The sequence below is a fragment of the Salmonella sp. NW1250 genome, from assembly GCF_051812965.1.
Lineage (GTDB): Bacteria > Pseudomonadota > Gammaproteobacteria > Enterobacterales > Enterobacteriaceae > Salmonella > Salmonella enterica.
On the sequence record NZ_JAMNDD010000017.1, the window covers coordinates 21,949 to 37,222 of the forward strand.

11 protein-coding genes and 1 pseudogene are annotated in these 15,274 nt (G+C 54.9%); 2 read left to right on the forward strand and 10 right to left on the reverse strand.

Annotation, left to right across the window (positions count from 1 at the left end; genetic code table 11):
* Positions 1-73: 73 nt before the first annotated feature.
* The 7 genes and pseudogenes from slrP to bioB all read right to left on the reverse strand — a co-directional run bounded on the left by slrP (position 74) and on the right by bioB (position 9,113).
* Positions 74-2,338: an SPI-1 type III secretion system effector E3 ubiquitin transferase SlrP gene (gene slrP, locus NBA72_RS21960; RefSeq protein WP_042949767.1), complete on the reverse strand. Its 2,265-nt coding sequence runs from the start codon at positions 2,336-2,338 to the stop codon at positions 74-76.
* 7 nt (positions 2,339-2,345) lie between these two features.
* Positions 2,346-2,520 (reverse strand): annotated as a pseudogene (locus NBA72_RS21965) (hypothetical protein).
* Positions 2,521-2,828: 308 nt separating this feature from the next.
* Positions 2,829-4,850 (reverse strand): excinuclease ABC subunit UvrB, encoded by a 2,022-nt coding sequence (gene uvrB, locus NBA72_RS21970; RefSeq protein ID WP_000042502.1) that lies wholly within the window; start codon positions 4,848-4,850, stop codon positions 2,829-2,831.
* 650 nt (positions 4,851-5,500) lie between these two features.
* A complete protein-coding gene (gene bioD, locus NBA72_RS21975; protein ID WP_042949769.1) occupies positions 5,501-6,187 on the reverse strand; it encodes a dethiobiotin synthase in 687 nt (228 codons plus the stop codon).
* Positions 6,180-6,935, reverse strand: a complete 756-nt coding sequence (gene bioC / locus NBA72_RS21980) for a malonyl-ACP O-methyltransferase BioC (RefSeq protein ID WP_000079911.1) — start codon at positions 6,933-6,935, stop codon at positions 6,180-6,182. The genes bioD and bioC overlap by 8 nt, the downstream gene beginning before the upstream one ends.
* Positions 6,919-8,076: an 8-amino-7-oxononanoate synthase gene (gene bioF, locus NBA72_RS21985; RefSeq protein WP_000118950.1), complete on the reverse strand. Its 1,158-nt coding sequence runs from the start codon at positions 8,074-8,076 to the stop codon at positions 6,919-6,921. The genes bioC and bioF overlap by 17 nt, the downstream gene beginning before the upstream one ends.
* On the reverse strand, positions 8,073-9,113 hold the full coding sequence (gene bioB, locus NBA72_RS21990; protein ID WP_000090727.1) for a biotin synthase BioB: 1,041 nt from the start codon (positions 9,111-9,113) through the stop codon (positions 8,073-8,075). Before bioB ends, bioF begins: the two co-directional genes overlap by 4 nt.
* Positions 9,114-9,199: 86 nt before the next feature.
* On the opposite strand from bioB, the gene bioA reads away from it, so the two are divergent.
* Positions 9,200-10,489, forward strand: a complete 1,290-nt coding sequence (gene bioA / locus NBA72_RS21995) for an adenosylmethionine--8-amino-7-oxononanoate transaminase (RefSeq protein ID WP_000205504.1) — start codon at positions 9,200-9,202, stop codon at positions 10,487-10,489.
* 57 nt (positions 10,490-10,546) lie between these two features.
* A complete protein-coding gene (locus NBA72_RS22000) occupies positions 10,547-11,023 on the forward strand; it encodes a kinase inhibitor (protein WP_000767403.1) in 477 nt (158 codons plus the stop codon).
* Between the two features lie 84 nt (positions 11,024-11,107).
* Here NBA72_RS22000 and hutH read toward each other — a convergent pair whose 3' ends face one another.
* The 3 genes from hutH to NBA72_RS22015 all read right to left on the reverse strand — a co-directional run bounded on the left by hutH (position 11,108) and on the right by NBA72_RS22015 (position 15,237).
* Positions 11,108-12,628, reverse strand: coding sequence for a histidine ammonia-lyase (hutH, locus tag NBA72_RS22005; RefSeq protein ID WP_001095242.1), 1,521 nt, complete (start codon positions 12,626-12,628; stop codon positions 11,108-11,110).
* Position 12,629: 1 nt separating this feature from the next.
* Complete coding sequence (hutU, locus tag NBA72_RS22010) at positions 12,630-14,315, reverse strand: urocanate hydratase (protein WP_001115217.1); 1,686 nt, start codon at positions 14,313-14,315, stop codon at positions 12,630-12,632.
* 196 nt (positions 14,316-14,511) lie between these two features.
* Entirely contained in the window at positions 14,512-15,237 is a 726-nt protein-coding gene (locus NBA72_RS22015; protein ID WP_000287407.1) for a histidine utilization repressor, read from the reverse strand.
* Between the last annotated feature and the right edge of the window lie 37 nt (positions 15,238-15,274).

The window sequence follows — 15,274 nt, forward strand, 5'->3', positions numbered from 1 at the left end:
CGCTTATCAGAAGCCTGTTTACACCGAAGGGTAAACAGGCTCTCTCCCCCTTCTGATAAACTGCGTTCAGCTATCACCAGTAGGCGCTCATGAGCGAGCTCACCTCTTTTTTCAGCAATATATTCTCCATGATCTCAGTACAGAGTGACTGATTAATTTCTTCCATTATTTTTTTCCCAATAGCACGCTCTGCGTCAGAGTCGTCTGCTATTCTTAACGCTTCCAGTTCAGCATTGACCCGGCTCTGATACTCATCTGTTTCAATACACTCAGCCCTTTTAGCCATCATTTCACGCCACTCTTCTGGCGCTATACGCTCCAGCACTTTATGCCACGGCCCCCACAGCGCAAACCATTTGTGAAAATCCCTATTTTCAGCAATTTTTATCCTTATTTCCGCCTCGTCCAGGTCAGACTCAGTAATACCCGAAACGTTATAGAACCGCATATCCTGGGTCATTGTTGTCAGCGACAGCGACTCTCGTAACTGATTCTGAAAACCCAGGTATACTTCGATTTCGTCAATAAAAAACAGCCGTTTTACCTTTTCTCTGGCGAGCGATTCTATTTGCTCCAGCCGAAAAATTTCACGCCCCGCCATAATCAGTTCTGCTAAGTGGCTATCAAAGGCGCCTCTTTCAGCATCATGAACCAACGTCGCTTCCTGCATTTGGTGGTATGCCAGTGTGACCCGATCTTCACAGCTTATCGTTGCATCCATCGCTATAATAAATGCGGTTTCTCTTAGTGCGCTATCATCAGCCAGGCGCATTAGCCAGGCGGAGACTTGTTCCTTAAAATCCGAATGTCGGGTGTTCTGCGTATCGCTAAGACGATCCAGAAACATGCTGAAGGCTGCCGCGTTTACTTCCGTCTCAAACGCCCGCCATTGGTTGACGTCTTCCTCCTCGAGACTGGTTAGCCACCCCTGGACAGCTTGATGCAGTGGTCGAGTTACCCGAACAATTGAAAAGTCGCCCATGGCAAACAATACCCGGGGTCCCTGATAATCTACAGAGGACATTAGCCGCTGCATATTCTGTATTGTTCGTTCTGAAAAAGGATTATGTTCTACGATTATTCTTGTAGGTCGAGGTCCTTCACCACGAAAATGGGGTAACGACTCCGGGAGACGGACCAGGTGATTGCGAGAGGCCTGCATTATCTGTAATGCCGCCGGGAGGTTTTCCGGTAGATTACTCAATGCGTTACGGGAAACATCCAGCGTTGTTATCGTGGGAGGTAGTGTTTCAGGCAGAACAGTAATCTGATTTTTACTTACATCCAGGTCCTGTAATTCTAATGGTAACGATGCGGGCAGACTGGTTAAGGTATTTTCGCCGGCCTTCAGATTCTTCAGGCCCGGCGGCAATGTTTCAGGCAGCGCGGTTAACGAATTACTCTGCACATTCAAATGGGTAATCCCTGACGGAAGATGTTCTGGCAATGTCCTTATGCGGTTATCATAAACGCTCAGGTACCGAAGTTCCTCAGGTAGATTTTCAGGTAAAAAACTAATTTTATTATGGAAAAGATCCAGCGATTGAAGCGCTGAAGGCAAACGTTCCGGCAATTCAGTAATACGGTTAATGCTCAGCTCCATTTCCTGTATGGTATCCGGTAACGAGGCAGGGATACTGGTTAGCTGATTACAGCTGGCATACAGGGTCTTTATATTTCCCTGTAAATTTTCCGGCAAACTTTTCAGTTCATTGTTATCGAGTATCAGAGTAGTTATCTGCTCAGGAATCCAGGCGGGTATAGTGGTAAGTCCTAATATTTTCAGACGGAGTTCCGTCTTATTATTTTTCAGGCAGTCACGCATCCGTTGTACGGCTTCTTCACGATTTGCTGCCTCTTCCGCTGGCGCCGCTTTTACCCACTCAGACCAGATTAACTCATAATTCACAGTATCTTTGGAGCCGGAAGCGCTACTCGCCTGCTCACTTTCTGTCACACGGGTATAGGTGACTGACTTTCCCCCTCCCTCAACGGTATAGCCCTCTGTATTAAAAACTATAGACAGAATTTCCTGACTATTTTCACTCAAAATACAGTATTGGTCTGCCCCTCCTCTACTATACTGAATATTATCCGCATACGCCGGGAAAGCTAACGTCCTTAAACATTCAAACTTGCTTTTGATCTCTTCTGGCGAGGCGGTTTCAGGTGGATGACAAAGATAAGCGATGCAGCTTTGTGCTTCAACCTGATGTTCTGAAGAGAAAAAGGCACTTATTTTATTCCATATCTCTTCTTTTAAAGGCACCTCTGTTGATGCCTCATTGCTAATACTTTGATGCCTTGCCGTAGGTTGTATATTAGTAATATTAAACATATTTTCCCTACCTGATCTGAACGTAACCTAAAGTAACAGATAAGGATATTCTCAACTTTAAACAAGAGGCCATAGTCGTCATTATTTCGGACAAATCATTCAGTATTTGCAGCGCTTGACTTATAAATGCTCACGCTTCCATCACCTCTTTTTTTACGTAGGATGATGTTATCTGTTGCCATGACACGCTTTCAACGAACTCACATAAGATTAAAATGACGATCATAAGGATAGCTATACCGATAATACGGGGCGTTTTTTTTCATAGCCGAGGAGAGAGGGAAAATTAGCGTTGGGTTCAGCCTCAACGCTAATTTTCTTCAGTTGTGATTAAACTAGCTACCCCATTGATGTTTTGAGTTTTTCGACAATCCCGTTAGTCAAAGCCTGTCACTGTTTTTCATTCCTGACTGACTTAGCCCTTACTATTGCACTGGAATTCTCAAAAGCGAGCCATGGTAACGATGACTCGCTGGAGATCGACACATTGTCAGGACGCCGCGATAAACAACTCGCGTAACTGGTGCAACTGGTCGCGAATTTGCGCGGCTTCTTCAAACTCCAGATTTTGCGCGTGCTGCATCATTTGCCCTTCCAGTTCATGAATTTTCTGCTGCAACGCTTTCGGCGTCATATCCAGTTCGACAATTCCGGCTTTTGCCGTAGAACGGCCCTTGCCTTTCCCCTTCGCTTTGGTTTTCGCAATGTTCTGCCCCAGCGCCAGGATGTCGACCACTTTTTTGTTCAGCCCCTGCGGAGTGATACCGTGCTCTTCGTTGTACTTCTGCTGCTTCTCGCGACGTCGCTCGGTTTCGCCAATCGCCTTCGCCATTGACGGCGTGATTTTATCGCCATACAGAATCGCTTTACCGTTAACGTTACGCGCCGCGCGTCCTATGGTCTGAATCAGGGAGCGCTCGGAGCGCAGAAAGCCCTCTTTATCGGCGTCCAGAATCGCCACCAGCGAGACTTCCGGCATATCCAGCCCTTCGCGCAGCAGGTTAATCCCCACCAGAACGTCAAACTCGCCCAGACGCAAATCGCGGATGATTTCCATGCGCTCCACGGTATCAATATCTGAGTGCAGGTAACGCACGCGCTCGCCGTGCTCTTCCAGATATTCGGTCAAATCTTCCGCCATCCGTTTGGTGAGCGTAGTGACAAGGACACGCTCATTAATGGCCGCACGCTGACGAATTTCGGACAGCAGATCGTCCACCTGGGTCGCCACCGGACGCACTTCAATAATCGGGTCCAGCAGCCCGGTCGGTCGCACGACCTGATCCACCACCTCATCACCAGATTTTTCCAGCTCATAGTTGCCGGGCGTGGCGGAAACATAGATAGTTTGCGGCGCTAAGGCTTCAAACTCCTCAAACTTCAGCGGACGGTTATCCAGCGCCGAAGGCAGACGGAAGCCATACTCGACCAGCGTCTCTTTGCGCGCCCGGTCGCCGCGGTACATGCCGCCTATCTGCGGGATGGTGACATGAGACTCATCCACCACCAGCAGTCCGTCGGCGGGCAGATAATCGAACAAGGTTGGCGGCGGTTCGCCCGGCCCGCGGCCCGACAGAAAGCGGGAATAGTTTTCAATGCCTGAGCAGTAGCCCAGCTCGTTCATCATCTCTAAATCGAACTGCGTGCGCTGGCTTAATCGCTGCTCTTCAAGCAGCTTATTATTCGCCAGCAAGACCTTACGCCTGTCCGCCAGCTCATCTTTTATCTCTTCCATCGCCTGCAGAATACGCTCGCGCGGCGTCACGTAGTGCGTTTTGGGATAGATAGTATAACGTGGCACCGTTGACTCTACCTGCCCGGTTAACGGGTCGAACAGCGACAGGCGTTCCACTTCTTCATCAAACAGCTCAACGCGTAGCGCGATGTCGTCAGATTCAGCCGGGAAGATGTCGATCACTTCGCCGCGCACGCGAAAGGTACCACGCTGAAAAGCTTGATCGTTACGGGTGTATTGCAATTCCGCCAGCCGACGCAAAATCGCGCGCTGGTCAATCAGCATTCCCACCGTCAGATGCAGCATCATTTTCAGGTAGAGATCCGGATCGCCCAGACCGTAAATCGCGGACACGGAAGCCACCACCACAACATCGCGTCGCTCAAGCAACGCTTTCGTTGCCGACAACCGCATTTGCTCAATATGTTCGTTTACCGAAGCGTCTTTTTCGATAAACGTATCCGAACTTGGCACATACGCTTCCGGCTGATAGTAGTCATAGTAGGAGACGAAATACTCGACCGCGTTTTCCGGGAAAAACTCTTTCATTTCGCCGTAGAGCTGCGCCGCCAGGGTTTTATTGGGCGCAAGCACCATCGTTGGCCGCTGCAAGTCCGCAATGACGTTGGCAATGGTGAATGTCTTCCCGGAGCCGGTCACGCCCAATAACGTCTGATGCGCCAGCCCGTCCTCCAGCCCCTCTTCCAGACGACGTATAGCGTCCGGCTGATCGCCAGAAGGTTTAAAAGCGGAATTCAGTTTGAACGGTTTACTCATGAGCGGCTACCTGAAGGAGTGAGCGGGCAGGGGTGTAATTTTACTCTCGACGGTGAATATTGCCAATAAAAAATACTGGATGAAAAAACAGTAACACTCCAGTGTATAATGGCTATCGGCAGATACCCCACGCTATTTAGAGGTAAAACATAGACAGTCGCGGGGTAAAATTCCAGCAGTGTGCTGGTTATCCCCAGACCAGAGTCTTTTTTAACATTTGTCAAGTCGGATGATGAAAGTTTTATGTCAACGTATCCCCCTTCCTTTACAACCATTGATTTTATATAACTTGCTGTCTGAAAAGGGATATTTTCTCAAGCCGTCTTTCGCGCCAATTTAGTCGCAGGCCGCGTCGCCTCTCGCTTACGTTGTGTTTTCTAACTCTAATACACAAGGTTATCCACAGGAATAGTGGATAACTGCTTCCAGCCCGTATCCCCTGCCGCCTGGCAAAATCAGCCCTTGACGTTTTCGCCGGGCGATAAAAAAAAATTATCGCTATTTTTGGCAGATTATTGGCTAACGAGAAGGGAAAAATTGAGGCGTAGACGCTCACATTTTGCACATTTTTAGCATGGCGACGTCAGGAGGGTCTGGCGAAAGAACAGCAGGATCGTCTGATCCTGCAAGAAGGCGGTTTTTAAGCGCGGTCAGGCGCGTTCCAGGGGGCTGAGGTCCAGATACTGTCCTGTCGCCGCCTGCGATGGAGAAATGCCCAGCCACGGGATTTCCCCTAACAGCGGGGTCGGTATGACGCGGCGAAGCGTAGCGAGATATTCACCATGACGCGCGCCCGGCGGCTGTATGTCGTTGGCTATCCATCCGACAAGTGGTAATCCGGCCTGTTCTACCGCCAGCGCCGTCAGCATGGCGTGATTAATACAGCCCAGCTTGACGCCAACAACCAGAATCACCGGCAGCTGCTCCGTCTGTACCCAGTCGGCAAACGTCAGCGTGGCAGAGAGCGGTGTAAACCAGCCGCCCGCCCCTTCTGTCAACACCCAGTCTGCCTGCGCCTCCAGCGTTCGCAATCCGCGTGATAACACAGCCGCGTCTATCGCCCGGCCTTCGTCGGCGCTAACGATGTGGGGAGAGGTAGGCTCGGCAAAAGTATAAGGATTGATAGCGGAATAAGGTTGCGGCAGGCTGCTGTGACGCTGCAAGGCCAGGGCATCGCTATTGCGTAGCCCGTCGGTTGTCATTTCGCTGCCGGAAGCGACGGGCTTATAGCCTACGGTTTGATAACCTAACTGCGTTGCGGCCTGCAATAAGGCGCAACTGGCGACCGTTTTACCGACTTCAGTATCAGTACCGGTCACAAAATAGCGTTTAGTCACGTTCAATCACTCCCATAAAAAGATGGTACGTCAGCGGATATTTCCCCTGCCGCTGCGGCCATGCCAACTGAATCTGTCTAAGCCGGGCGCGGGTTAATACATCCGACTCCCGCCCTTCATGAAGATGGGTGGCGCCAATGCCTTTAAGCGAGCGCATCGCGCTCAGGGCATCCTCAAACCACAATGTCATCGCCTGAGTATGACGAGACGCCCGCCAGCCGCGCAGCGCGTGGTCAATGGCCTCTTCCGGCAAAAAGCTATTCGCGTGAGCGCGATTATCGACGGCCTGCCATGCCTGACGCAGTTCCGGCAACGACCCCTGGCACAAGGTGGTAAACGCCACCACGCCGCCGGGCCGTACAACCCGATACAACTCGCTCAACGCATCACGTAAATCGCCACACCACTGGACCGCCAGGTTGCTCCAGGCCAGGTCAAAAACTTCGGCGTCATGGGGAATCGCTTCGATATCCGCCAGCAAATAGTGATGCGCCGCCTGACGATCGCGAGCCTGTTGCAGCATCGGCAGCGAAAGATCCAGGGCGGTCACTTCGCTCCCCCGCTCTCGCCAGTAACGACTCATACGTCCGGGGCCGCAGCCTGCGTCCAACACACTGGCAAACTGGCGGCCTGTCAACAGCGTCAGCAGCGCATCCGCGCTGTGTTGCTGCAAAGAGGCGTGCTGTTCATATTGCGATGCGGCCCGGCCAAACGCCGCCGCAATAGCCTGCTTATTCACCTGCGCCATGCAGCACCTCCAGCAGACGGTCGATATCACACGCTTCATGCGCCTGCGTTAACGTTAAGCGCAGGCGTGCCGTGCCGACAGGCACCGTCGGCGGGCGAATCGCCGTCGCCCAGCATCCTTGTTGACGCAGCGCCTCCGCCAGGCGCAATGCACGGCTGTTATCGCCCACGATTAACGGCTGGATGGCGCTATGGGCATTCAGTAGCGTAAATCGGGACGCGTTAACGCCGGCCCGAAAGCGCTGAACCAGAGCGGCGAGTTTTTCGCGTCGTTCACGACCTTCATCGCTACGGATCACCGCCAGCGAGGCGCTTAACGCCTGCGCCTGGGCGGGCGGCATACTGGTGCTGTAAACCAGATGACGGGCAAATTGCAGCAGATAATCCGCGACGCTTTCCGAGCAGAGCACCGCTGCGCCGCTGACGCCAAACCCCTTACCGAAAGTCACCACCAGCAACTCAGGCTTCACCCCCCGTTGCCAGCAGGTGCCCCGCCCCTCATCGCCAGTCACGCCGATGCCGTGCGCATCATCAACCAACAGCCAGGCATGATGCCTGCGGGCAATGTGCTGGATTTCCGCCAGCGGCGCGCTGTCGCCGTCCATGCTGTATACACCTTCTGTCACCACCAGTTGCTGACCCACGCAGGGCGATTGCAGTAAACGCGACAGATGCTGCGTATCGTTATGGATAAAGCGGCGAAGCTGCGCCGGACTCAGATTGGCGGCCTCCAGCAGGGAAGCATGACTCAACCTGTCGGCCACAATCCGGTCATTTTTTTTCATTAAGGCGGTAATGACCGCCTGATTCGCCGCAAAGCCAGAGATAAACAGCAGCGCGCGCGGATATCCTAACCATTGCGCCAGTTCCTCCTCTAACGCCCGGTGCGCCACGGAATAACCGCTGATATGACCCGACCCGCCGCTGCCGACGCCAAAACGCGTCGCTGCCTGTTGCCAGGCGCGAATAATCTGCGGGTGTTGACTTAAGCCGAGGTAATCATTGCTGGAGAAGTTAAGATACTGTCGCCCGTTCGCTACCAGCCAGCGTCCGGCGCCCTGCGACACCACATAGCGGCGGCGCAACGTATCCGTCGCCCGACGCGCCGTCAGCGCATCGTCGACGCGTTGTTGCCAACTCATAAGGCTGCCGCGTTGTAATAATCATCGGTGTCAGGCGTCATCAGCGTCTGCTCCAGACGTTGCTGCTGCTCGTTATCGCCCGCCAGCACCCTGGTCTGCTGCGGATTCAGCCCCAGCTTACGGAATAACTGCAGATCCTTGTCCTCTGCCGGATTTGGCGTAGTTAACAATTTGCAGCCATAGAAAATCGAGTTCGCCCCGGCCATAAAGCACATCGCCTGGGTCTGCTCGTTCATCTGTTCACGTCCTGCGGAAAGACGCACGTATGAGGTCGGCATCATGATGCGCGCTACGGCGATAGTACGAATAAAATCAAACGCATCCACGTCATCGTTATCCGCAAGCGGCGTGCCTTTCACCTTCACCAGCATGTTAATTGGCACGCTTTCCGGCGGCGTCGGCAGGTTCGCCAACTGCAACAACAGTCCGGCGCGATCGGTAACCGTTTCGCCCAGACCCACAATGCCGCCGGAGCACACTTTAATCCCTGCTTCACGGACTTTTTCCAGCGTGTCGAGGCGCTCCTGATAGGTACGGGTAGTGATGATATTGCCGTAAAACTCCGGCGAGGTATCGAGGTTGTGGTTGTAGTAATCCAGCCCGGCGTTAGCCAGACGCTGCGCCTGGCTCTCGTTCAACATGCCGAGCGTCATACAGGTTTCCAGCCCCATCGCTTTGACGCCCTGTACAATCTGCTCCAGATAAGGCATATCGCGTTCATGCGGATTCTTCCAGGCCGCTCCCATACAGAAGCGGGTCGAACCAGCGTTTTTCGCTTTACGGGCGGAGTCCAGTACCTGCTCTACCTCCATTAAACGCTCGGCTTCCAGCCCGGTTTTATAGCGCGAGCTCTGCGGGCAGTATTTACAATCCTCCGGGCAGGCGCCGGTTTTGATCGACAGCAGCGTACTAACCTGTACCTGCTGCGGATCGAAATGCTGGCGATGAATTTGCTGCGCTTCAAACAGCAATTCCAGCAGTGGTTTTTCAAATAATTCGGTTACTTGCGACAGTGTCCAGCGTGGGTGGCGAGCCATCGGGCTTCTCCAAAATATGTTGTTTGTTTTTGATATGGTGTAGACTCGTAAACCTAAATCTTTTTAATTTGGTTTACAAGTCGATTATGACAACGGACGATCTGGCCTTCGATAAACGCCATATTTGGCATCCTTACACTTCCATGACCTCGCCGCTGCCGGTATATCCCGTTGAGCGGGCCGAAGGCTGCGAGCTGGTTCTCGCCTCGGGCGAACGCCTGATTGAGGGGATGTCCTCCTGGTGGGCGGCCATTCATGGTTATAACCACCCGCAATTGAATGCGGCGATGAAAGCGCAAATTGACGCCATGTCGCATGTCATGTTCGGCGGCATAACCCATCAACCTGCGGTGAATCTGTGCCGTAAGCTGGTCGCGATAACGCCTGAGCCGCTGGAGTGTGTCTTTCTGGCCGACTCTGGTTCGGTGTCGGTAGAAGTGGCCATGAAGATGGCGCTGCAATACTGGCAGGCGCGCGGCGAATCGCGTCAGCGTTTTCTGACGTTTCGCCACGGTTATCATGGCGACACGTTCGGCGCGATGTCGGTGTGCGATCCGGATAACTCCATGCACAGCTTGTGGAAAGGCTATCTGCCGGAAAACCTGTTCGCGCCGGCGCCGCAAAGCCGGATGGATGGCGAATGGGATGAAAGCGACATCGCGCCATTTGCCCGCCTGATGGCCGCGCATCGCCATGAAATAGCCGCCGTGATTCTGGAACCTATCGTTCAGGGCGCGGGCGGGATGCGCATATATCATCCACAATGGCTCAGGCGTATTCGTAACATGTGCGATCGCGAAGGCATTCTGCTGATTGCCGATGAAATAGCCACCGGGTTTGGCCGTACCGGCAAACTGTTCGCCTGCGAGCACGCCGGGATCGCGCCGGATATTCTGTGTCTCGGCAAAGCCTTAACCGGCGGCACCATGACCCTCTCGGCAACGCTCACGACACGCCAGGTTGCAGAGACTATTAGCAACGGCGAGGCGGGGTGTTTTATGCATGGCCCGACGTTTATGGGGAATCCGCTGGCCTGCGCCGTCGCCTGCGCCAGCCTGACGCTGCTGGAAAGCGGCGAATGGCGTCAGCAGGTGGCGTCTATCGAGTCTCAGTTACGCGCTGAGTTAGCCCCCGCGCAAAGTTCGCCCTGGGTGGCGGATGTGCGGGTGTTGGGCGCGATTGGGGTGGTTGAAACCACGCACACGGTCAATATGGCGGCGCTTCAACGCTTCTTCGTCGGGCAAGGCGTCTGGATCAGGCCGTTCGGCAAGCTAATCTACCTGATGCCGCCCTACATTATTCGTCCGGATCAACTGCGCCGTTTGACCCAGGCGGTCAATGACGCGGTACACAATGAAACATTTTTTAGCCATTAATCAGCGGTAAGCGATGCTGCTTCTGGCTACACTTCTGGTGAGTCAAAAGGAGAGCGCATGAAACTTATCAGCAACGATTTGCGCGATGGAGATAAACTTCCTCATCGCCACGTTTTTAACGGTATGGGCTATGATGGCGATAATATTTCGCCGCATCTGGCCTGGGACGACGTGCCGATGGGCACCAAAAGTTTTGTCGTGACCTGTTACGATCCCGACGCGCCGACCGGCTCCGGCTGGTGGCACTGGGTGGTGGTGAACCTCCCGGCGGATACGCGCGTACTGACCCAGGGGTTCGGCTCAGGCCTGGTGGCCGTACCAGACGGCGTCATTCAGACGCGTACCGATTTCGGTAAAGCGGGCTACGGCGGCGCGGCGCCGCCTAAAGGGGAAACGCACCGCTATATCTTTACGGTTCACGCGCTGGACGTCGAGCGTCTTGATGTTGATGAAGACGCCAGCGGCGCGATGGTCGGCTTTAACGTGCATTTCCATTCGCTCGCCAGCGCCTCGATCACGGCGATGTTCAGTTAAACGCTGTGCCGGATGGCGGCGTAAACGTCTTACCCTGCCAACGGGTTGGGTAAGCCGAATAAACGCCACGCCATCCGGCAGCATTCACATAAAGTCCGGCACCAGACGCTGTAACGCGCCTTGCGCCAGCAGCGCCGTCGCACACTCAATATCGGGTGCGAAAAAACGATCCTGCGTATAGTGCGCCACCCGCTCGCGCAGTGTCTGCCGCGCCTGTTCCAGTAACGGGCTGGAGGTTAACCCTTCCCGTAAATCTATCCCCTGACAGGCAGCCAGCCACTCCACGGCAATGATGCCGCGGGTATTCGCCGCCATTTCCCAGAGTCGCCGTCCTGCCGCCGGGGCCATTGAGACATGATCTTCCTGATTCGCCGAGGTCGGCAGGCTATCCACGCTGTGCGGGTGCGCCAGCGCTTTATTCTCGCTGGCGAGCGCCGCGGCGGTGACCTGGGCAATCATAAAACCGGAATTAACGCCGCCATTTTTCACCAGGAACGGCGGTAACTGCGACATATGTTTATCCATCATCAGCGCGATGCGCCGCTCCGATAGCGCGCCGATTTCCGCTATCGCCAGCGCCAGATTATCCGCCGCCATGGCAACCGGTTCAGCATGGAAGTTACCGCCGGAGATCACCTCCCCCGCATCGGCAAAGACCAGCGGATTATCGGACACCGCGTTGGCCTCAGCCAGCAGTACCTCTTTCGTCTGACGTAACTGGGTCAGACAAGCGCCCATTACCTGCGGCTGGCAGCGAAGGGAATACGGGTCCTGAACTTTATGACAGTGGTGATGTGATTCAGCAATAGCACTGGTATCGGTCAGCAGATGCCGGAACAACCGCGCGACGTCAATTTGCCCCTGTTGTCCGCGCGCGGCATGAATGCGCGCATCAAAAGGACGGCGCGATCCCAGTACGGCTTCGGTGGTCAGCGCGCCGCAGACGACGGCGGAGGCAAATAACTCCTGTGCCTCAAACAAACCGCGCAGCGCGAAGGCCGTCGACGCCTGGGTGCCGTTAAGCAGCGCCAGCCCCTCTTTGGCCGCCAGCGCGACAGGCTCCAGTCCGGCCTTTTTTAGCGCCGTCTGCGCCGGAAGCCATTCACCCTGCCAGCGCGCTTTTCCTTCGCCAAGCAGCGTCAGCGACAGATGCGCCAGCGGCGCTAAGTCGCCCGACGCGCCAACCGAGCCTTTTGCCGGAATCAGCGGATACACGCCGGCATTCACCAGAGCGATGAGCGCCTCTATCACGCTCAACCGAATCCCGGAAAACCCGCGCGCCAGACTATTGATTTTCAATACCATGATCAGACGCACCATCGCGTCATCCAGTGGGTCGCCTACGCCCGCGGCGTGAGACAGCACCAACGATCGCTGTAGATTTTGCAAGTCTTCATCAGCGATGCGCGTCTGCGCCAGCAGGCCGAAACCGGTGTTGATGCCGTAGGCGGTACGCCCTTCGGCAACGATATCATTGACGCACGCGACACTGGCGTTAATGCCGTCAATGGCGCTGGCGTCCAGCCGAAGCTGTACCGGATGACGCCAGACATCGTACAGTTGAGAGAGGCTTAACTGCCCCGGAGTGAGTGTCATGGTGTTCATATCAGCCTTTCCCCTGCGTCGCCGCAACCATCGGTAAATTCAGACCTTGCTCAACAGCGCATTCCACCGCGAGATCATATCCGGCATCGGCATGGCGCATGACGCCCGTCGCCGGATCGTTGTGTAACACGCGGCGAATACGCGCGGCGGCCTCGTCAGTGCCATCACAGACAATCACCATACCGGCGTGTTGCGAAAAACCCATCCCCACTCCGCCGCCATGATGGAGCGATACCCATGTCGCCCCGCTGGCGGTATTCAGCAACGCATTTAACAGCGGCCAGTCGGAAACCGCGTCGGAGCCGTCGCGCATCGCTTCGGTTTCACGGTTAGGGCTGGCGACAGAACCGGAATCCAGGTGATCGCGGCCAATCACAATGGGCGCGGATACCTCGCCGCAACGCACCATTTCGTTGAACGCCAGCCCCAGTTTTTGCCGCCACTCCAGGCCTACCCAGCAGATACGCGCCGGTAACCCCTGAAAATGAATGCGCTCGCGCGCCATATCCAGCCAGTGATGCAGATGTTTATCCTCAGCCACTATCTCTTTGACTTTGGCATCGGTTTTATAGATATCCTGCGGATCGCCGGACAGCGCCACCCAGCGAAACGGCCCGATGCCACGACAGAACAGCGGACGAATATAGGCTGGCACAAATCCCGGAAAATCAAAGGCGTTTTCCACCCCCATCTCTTTCGCCATCTGGCGAATATTGTTGCCATAGTCAAAGGTCGGCACGCCCATTTGACTGAACGCCAGCATCGCCCGAACATGCGCCGCCATGGAACGTTTCGCTGCCTGCATCGTCCCGTGGGGATCGGATTGCGCGTTTTTCTGATACTCCTCCCAGCGCCAGCCGGAGGGTAAATAGCCATGTAGCGGATCGTGGGCGCTGGTCTGATCGGTCACCAGGTCCGGGCGCACGCCGCGATTAACCAGTTCCGGCAGGATATCCGCCGCGTTCGCGCACAGGGCGACGGACACGGCTTTCCCCTCGCGGGTGTAGCGCGTAATGCGGGCCAGCGCGTCATCCAGCGTGGCGGCCTGCTCATCCACGTAACGAGTACGCAGACGAAAATCGATACGGCTTTGCTGGCATTCAATCGTCAGCGAACACGCTCCGGCCAGCGTCGCGGCTAGCGGTTGCGCGCCGCCCATGCCGCCCAGCCCGGCAGTCAGCACCCAGCGTCCCGCCAGCGTGCCGTTATAGTGCTGACGCCCCGCCTCGACAAAGGTTTCGTATGTTCCCTGCACGATTCCCTGGCTGCCGATATAGATCCAGCTTCCGGCCGTCATCTGACCGTACATCGCCAGCCCTTTCGCATCCAGTTCGTTAAAGTGTTCCCATGTCGCCCAGTGGGGAACCAGGTTGGAGTTGGCGATTAATACCCGCGGCGCGTTGTCGTGCGTTTTAAATACACCGACCGGTTTGCCAGACTGAATAAGCAACGTTTCGTCCGCCTCCAGCCGGGTGAGCGCATCAACAATAGCGTCATAGCATTCCCAGTTGCGCGCGGCGCGACCAATCCCGCCGTAGACCACCAGCTCATGCGGATTTTCCGCCACGTCAGGATCGAGATTATTCATTAACATCCGCAGCGGGGCTTCTGTCAGCCAGCTTTTCGCCGTTAATACCGTGCCTCGGGGCGCGCGGATAGTCTGCTGACGATACTTGCTTTCAGGCATAGCAATGACTCCTCATTATTATCGGTCTGCCATCGCCAAATAACGCTAAAACGTCACTATCAGGCACCGCCGCAGACCCACAGATAAGAATCAGACATATACTTGTCTATACAAGTAAGCACAAGAATAGAATTAACAAAAATGATACAATTTTGTTATATTGTGTCAGCAATCACGTTTTCCGGCAGCGGCCCGCTCAGGAGATAAATCGTCCCTGTAGCCGATAGCGCGACCCGGGGAAAAGTAAGCGGGCGTGAGAAACAATCCGCGACGCGGACCAGGTTGTACGACGAATGAGCAGACAAGGCTCATGCTCTTTGATAGTTAACCACGCGCACTCTTGCGCCGTGGCGCGCACCGCCTCCACAATATGTTCCCCTTCCGTTAGCGGCGCGATCCGCGACAAATAAGCGTGCGGCGTGGTCTGACGGTAATCCTGCGTCAGGTAATCCACGGCAATATCCGCATTCACGCAGCGATCTTCAATTTGTACCGGCAGATCGTTTTCATAATGCACCATGATGGAATGGAAAATGACATCGCTCTCATTGACGTTGAGAGCGCTGGCCTGGATGGCGTTTGCCCGCACACGCTCCAGCGTGAGCACCTCACAACGATGCTGATGACGGCGGGCGGCAATCTCCTCGGCGATACTGCGGACTTCAAACAGCGCGGACTGGCCTTTTGGTTCGGCGACAAACGTCCCCACACCCTGTAAACGCACCAGCCACCCTTCATCCGTCAGCTCACGCAGCGCCCGGTTGATGGTCATTCGGCTAAAGCCATACTGGGCGACCAGTTCAGCTTCCGACGGAATGCGATCGTGCGGCTGCCAGACGCCGTCGGCTATTTTTTTACAGATGTCCTGTTTCACCGTTTCGTAAAAAGGCGCAGGCGCAGAACGGGAGCGGGATGAATACATGCGTGAAGCCTTCCTTATGCGGATAGTGTTTTCCGGA

What these genes read in the sequence shown, in the direction of transcription:
- hutH (WP_001095242.1), bottom strand. Translation starts at nt 12,628, where the DNA reads ATGAACACCATGACACTCACTCCGGGGCAGTTAAGCCTCTCTCAACTG.
- bioF (WP_000118950.1), bottom strand. Translation starts at nt 8,076, where the DNA reads ATGAGTTGGCAACAACGCGTCGACGATGCGCTGACGGCGCGTCGGGCG.
- bioA (WP_000205504.1), top strand. Translation starts at nt 9,200, where the DNA reads ATGACAACGGACGATCTGGCCTTCGATAAACGCCATATTTGGCATCCT.
- NBA72_RS22015 (WP_000287407.1), bottom strand. Translation starts at nt 15,237, where the DNA reads ATGTATTCATCCCGCTCCCGTTCTGCGCCTGCGCCTTTTTACGAAACG.
- bioC (WP_000079911.1), bottom strand. Translation starts at nt 6,935, where the DNA reads ATGGCGCAGGTGAATAAGCAGGCTATTGCGGCGGCGTTTGGCCGGGCC.
- uvrB (WP_000042502.1), bottom strand. Translation starts at nt 4,850, where the DNA reads ATGAGTAAACCGTTCAAACTGAATTCCGCTTTTAAACCTTCTGGCGAT.
- NBA72_RS22000 (WP_000767403.1), top strand. Translation starts at nt 10,547, where the DNA reads ATGAAACTTATCAGCAACGATTTGCGCGATGGAGATAAACTTCCTCAT.
- slrP (WP_042949767.1), bottom strand. Translation starts at nt 2,338, where the DNA reads ATGTTTAATATTACTAATATACAACCTACGGCAAGGCATCAAAGTATT.
- bioB (WP_000090727.1), bottom strand. Translation starts at nt 9,113, where the DNA reads ATGGCTCGCCACCCACGCTGGACACTGTCGCAAGTAACCGAATTATTT.
- hutU (WP_001115217.1), bottom strand. Translation starts at nt 14,315, where the DNA reads ATGCCTGAAAGCAAGTATCGTCAGCAGACTATCCGCGCGCCCCGAGGC.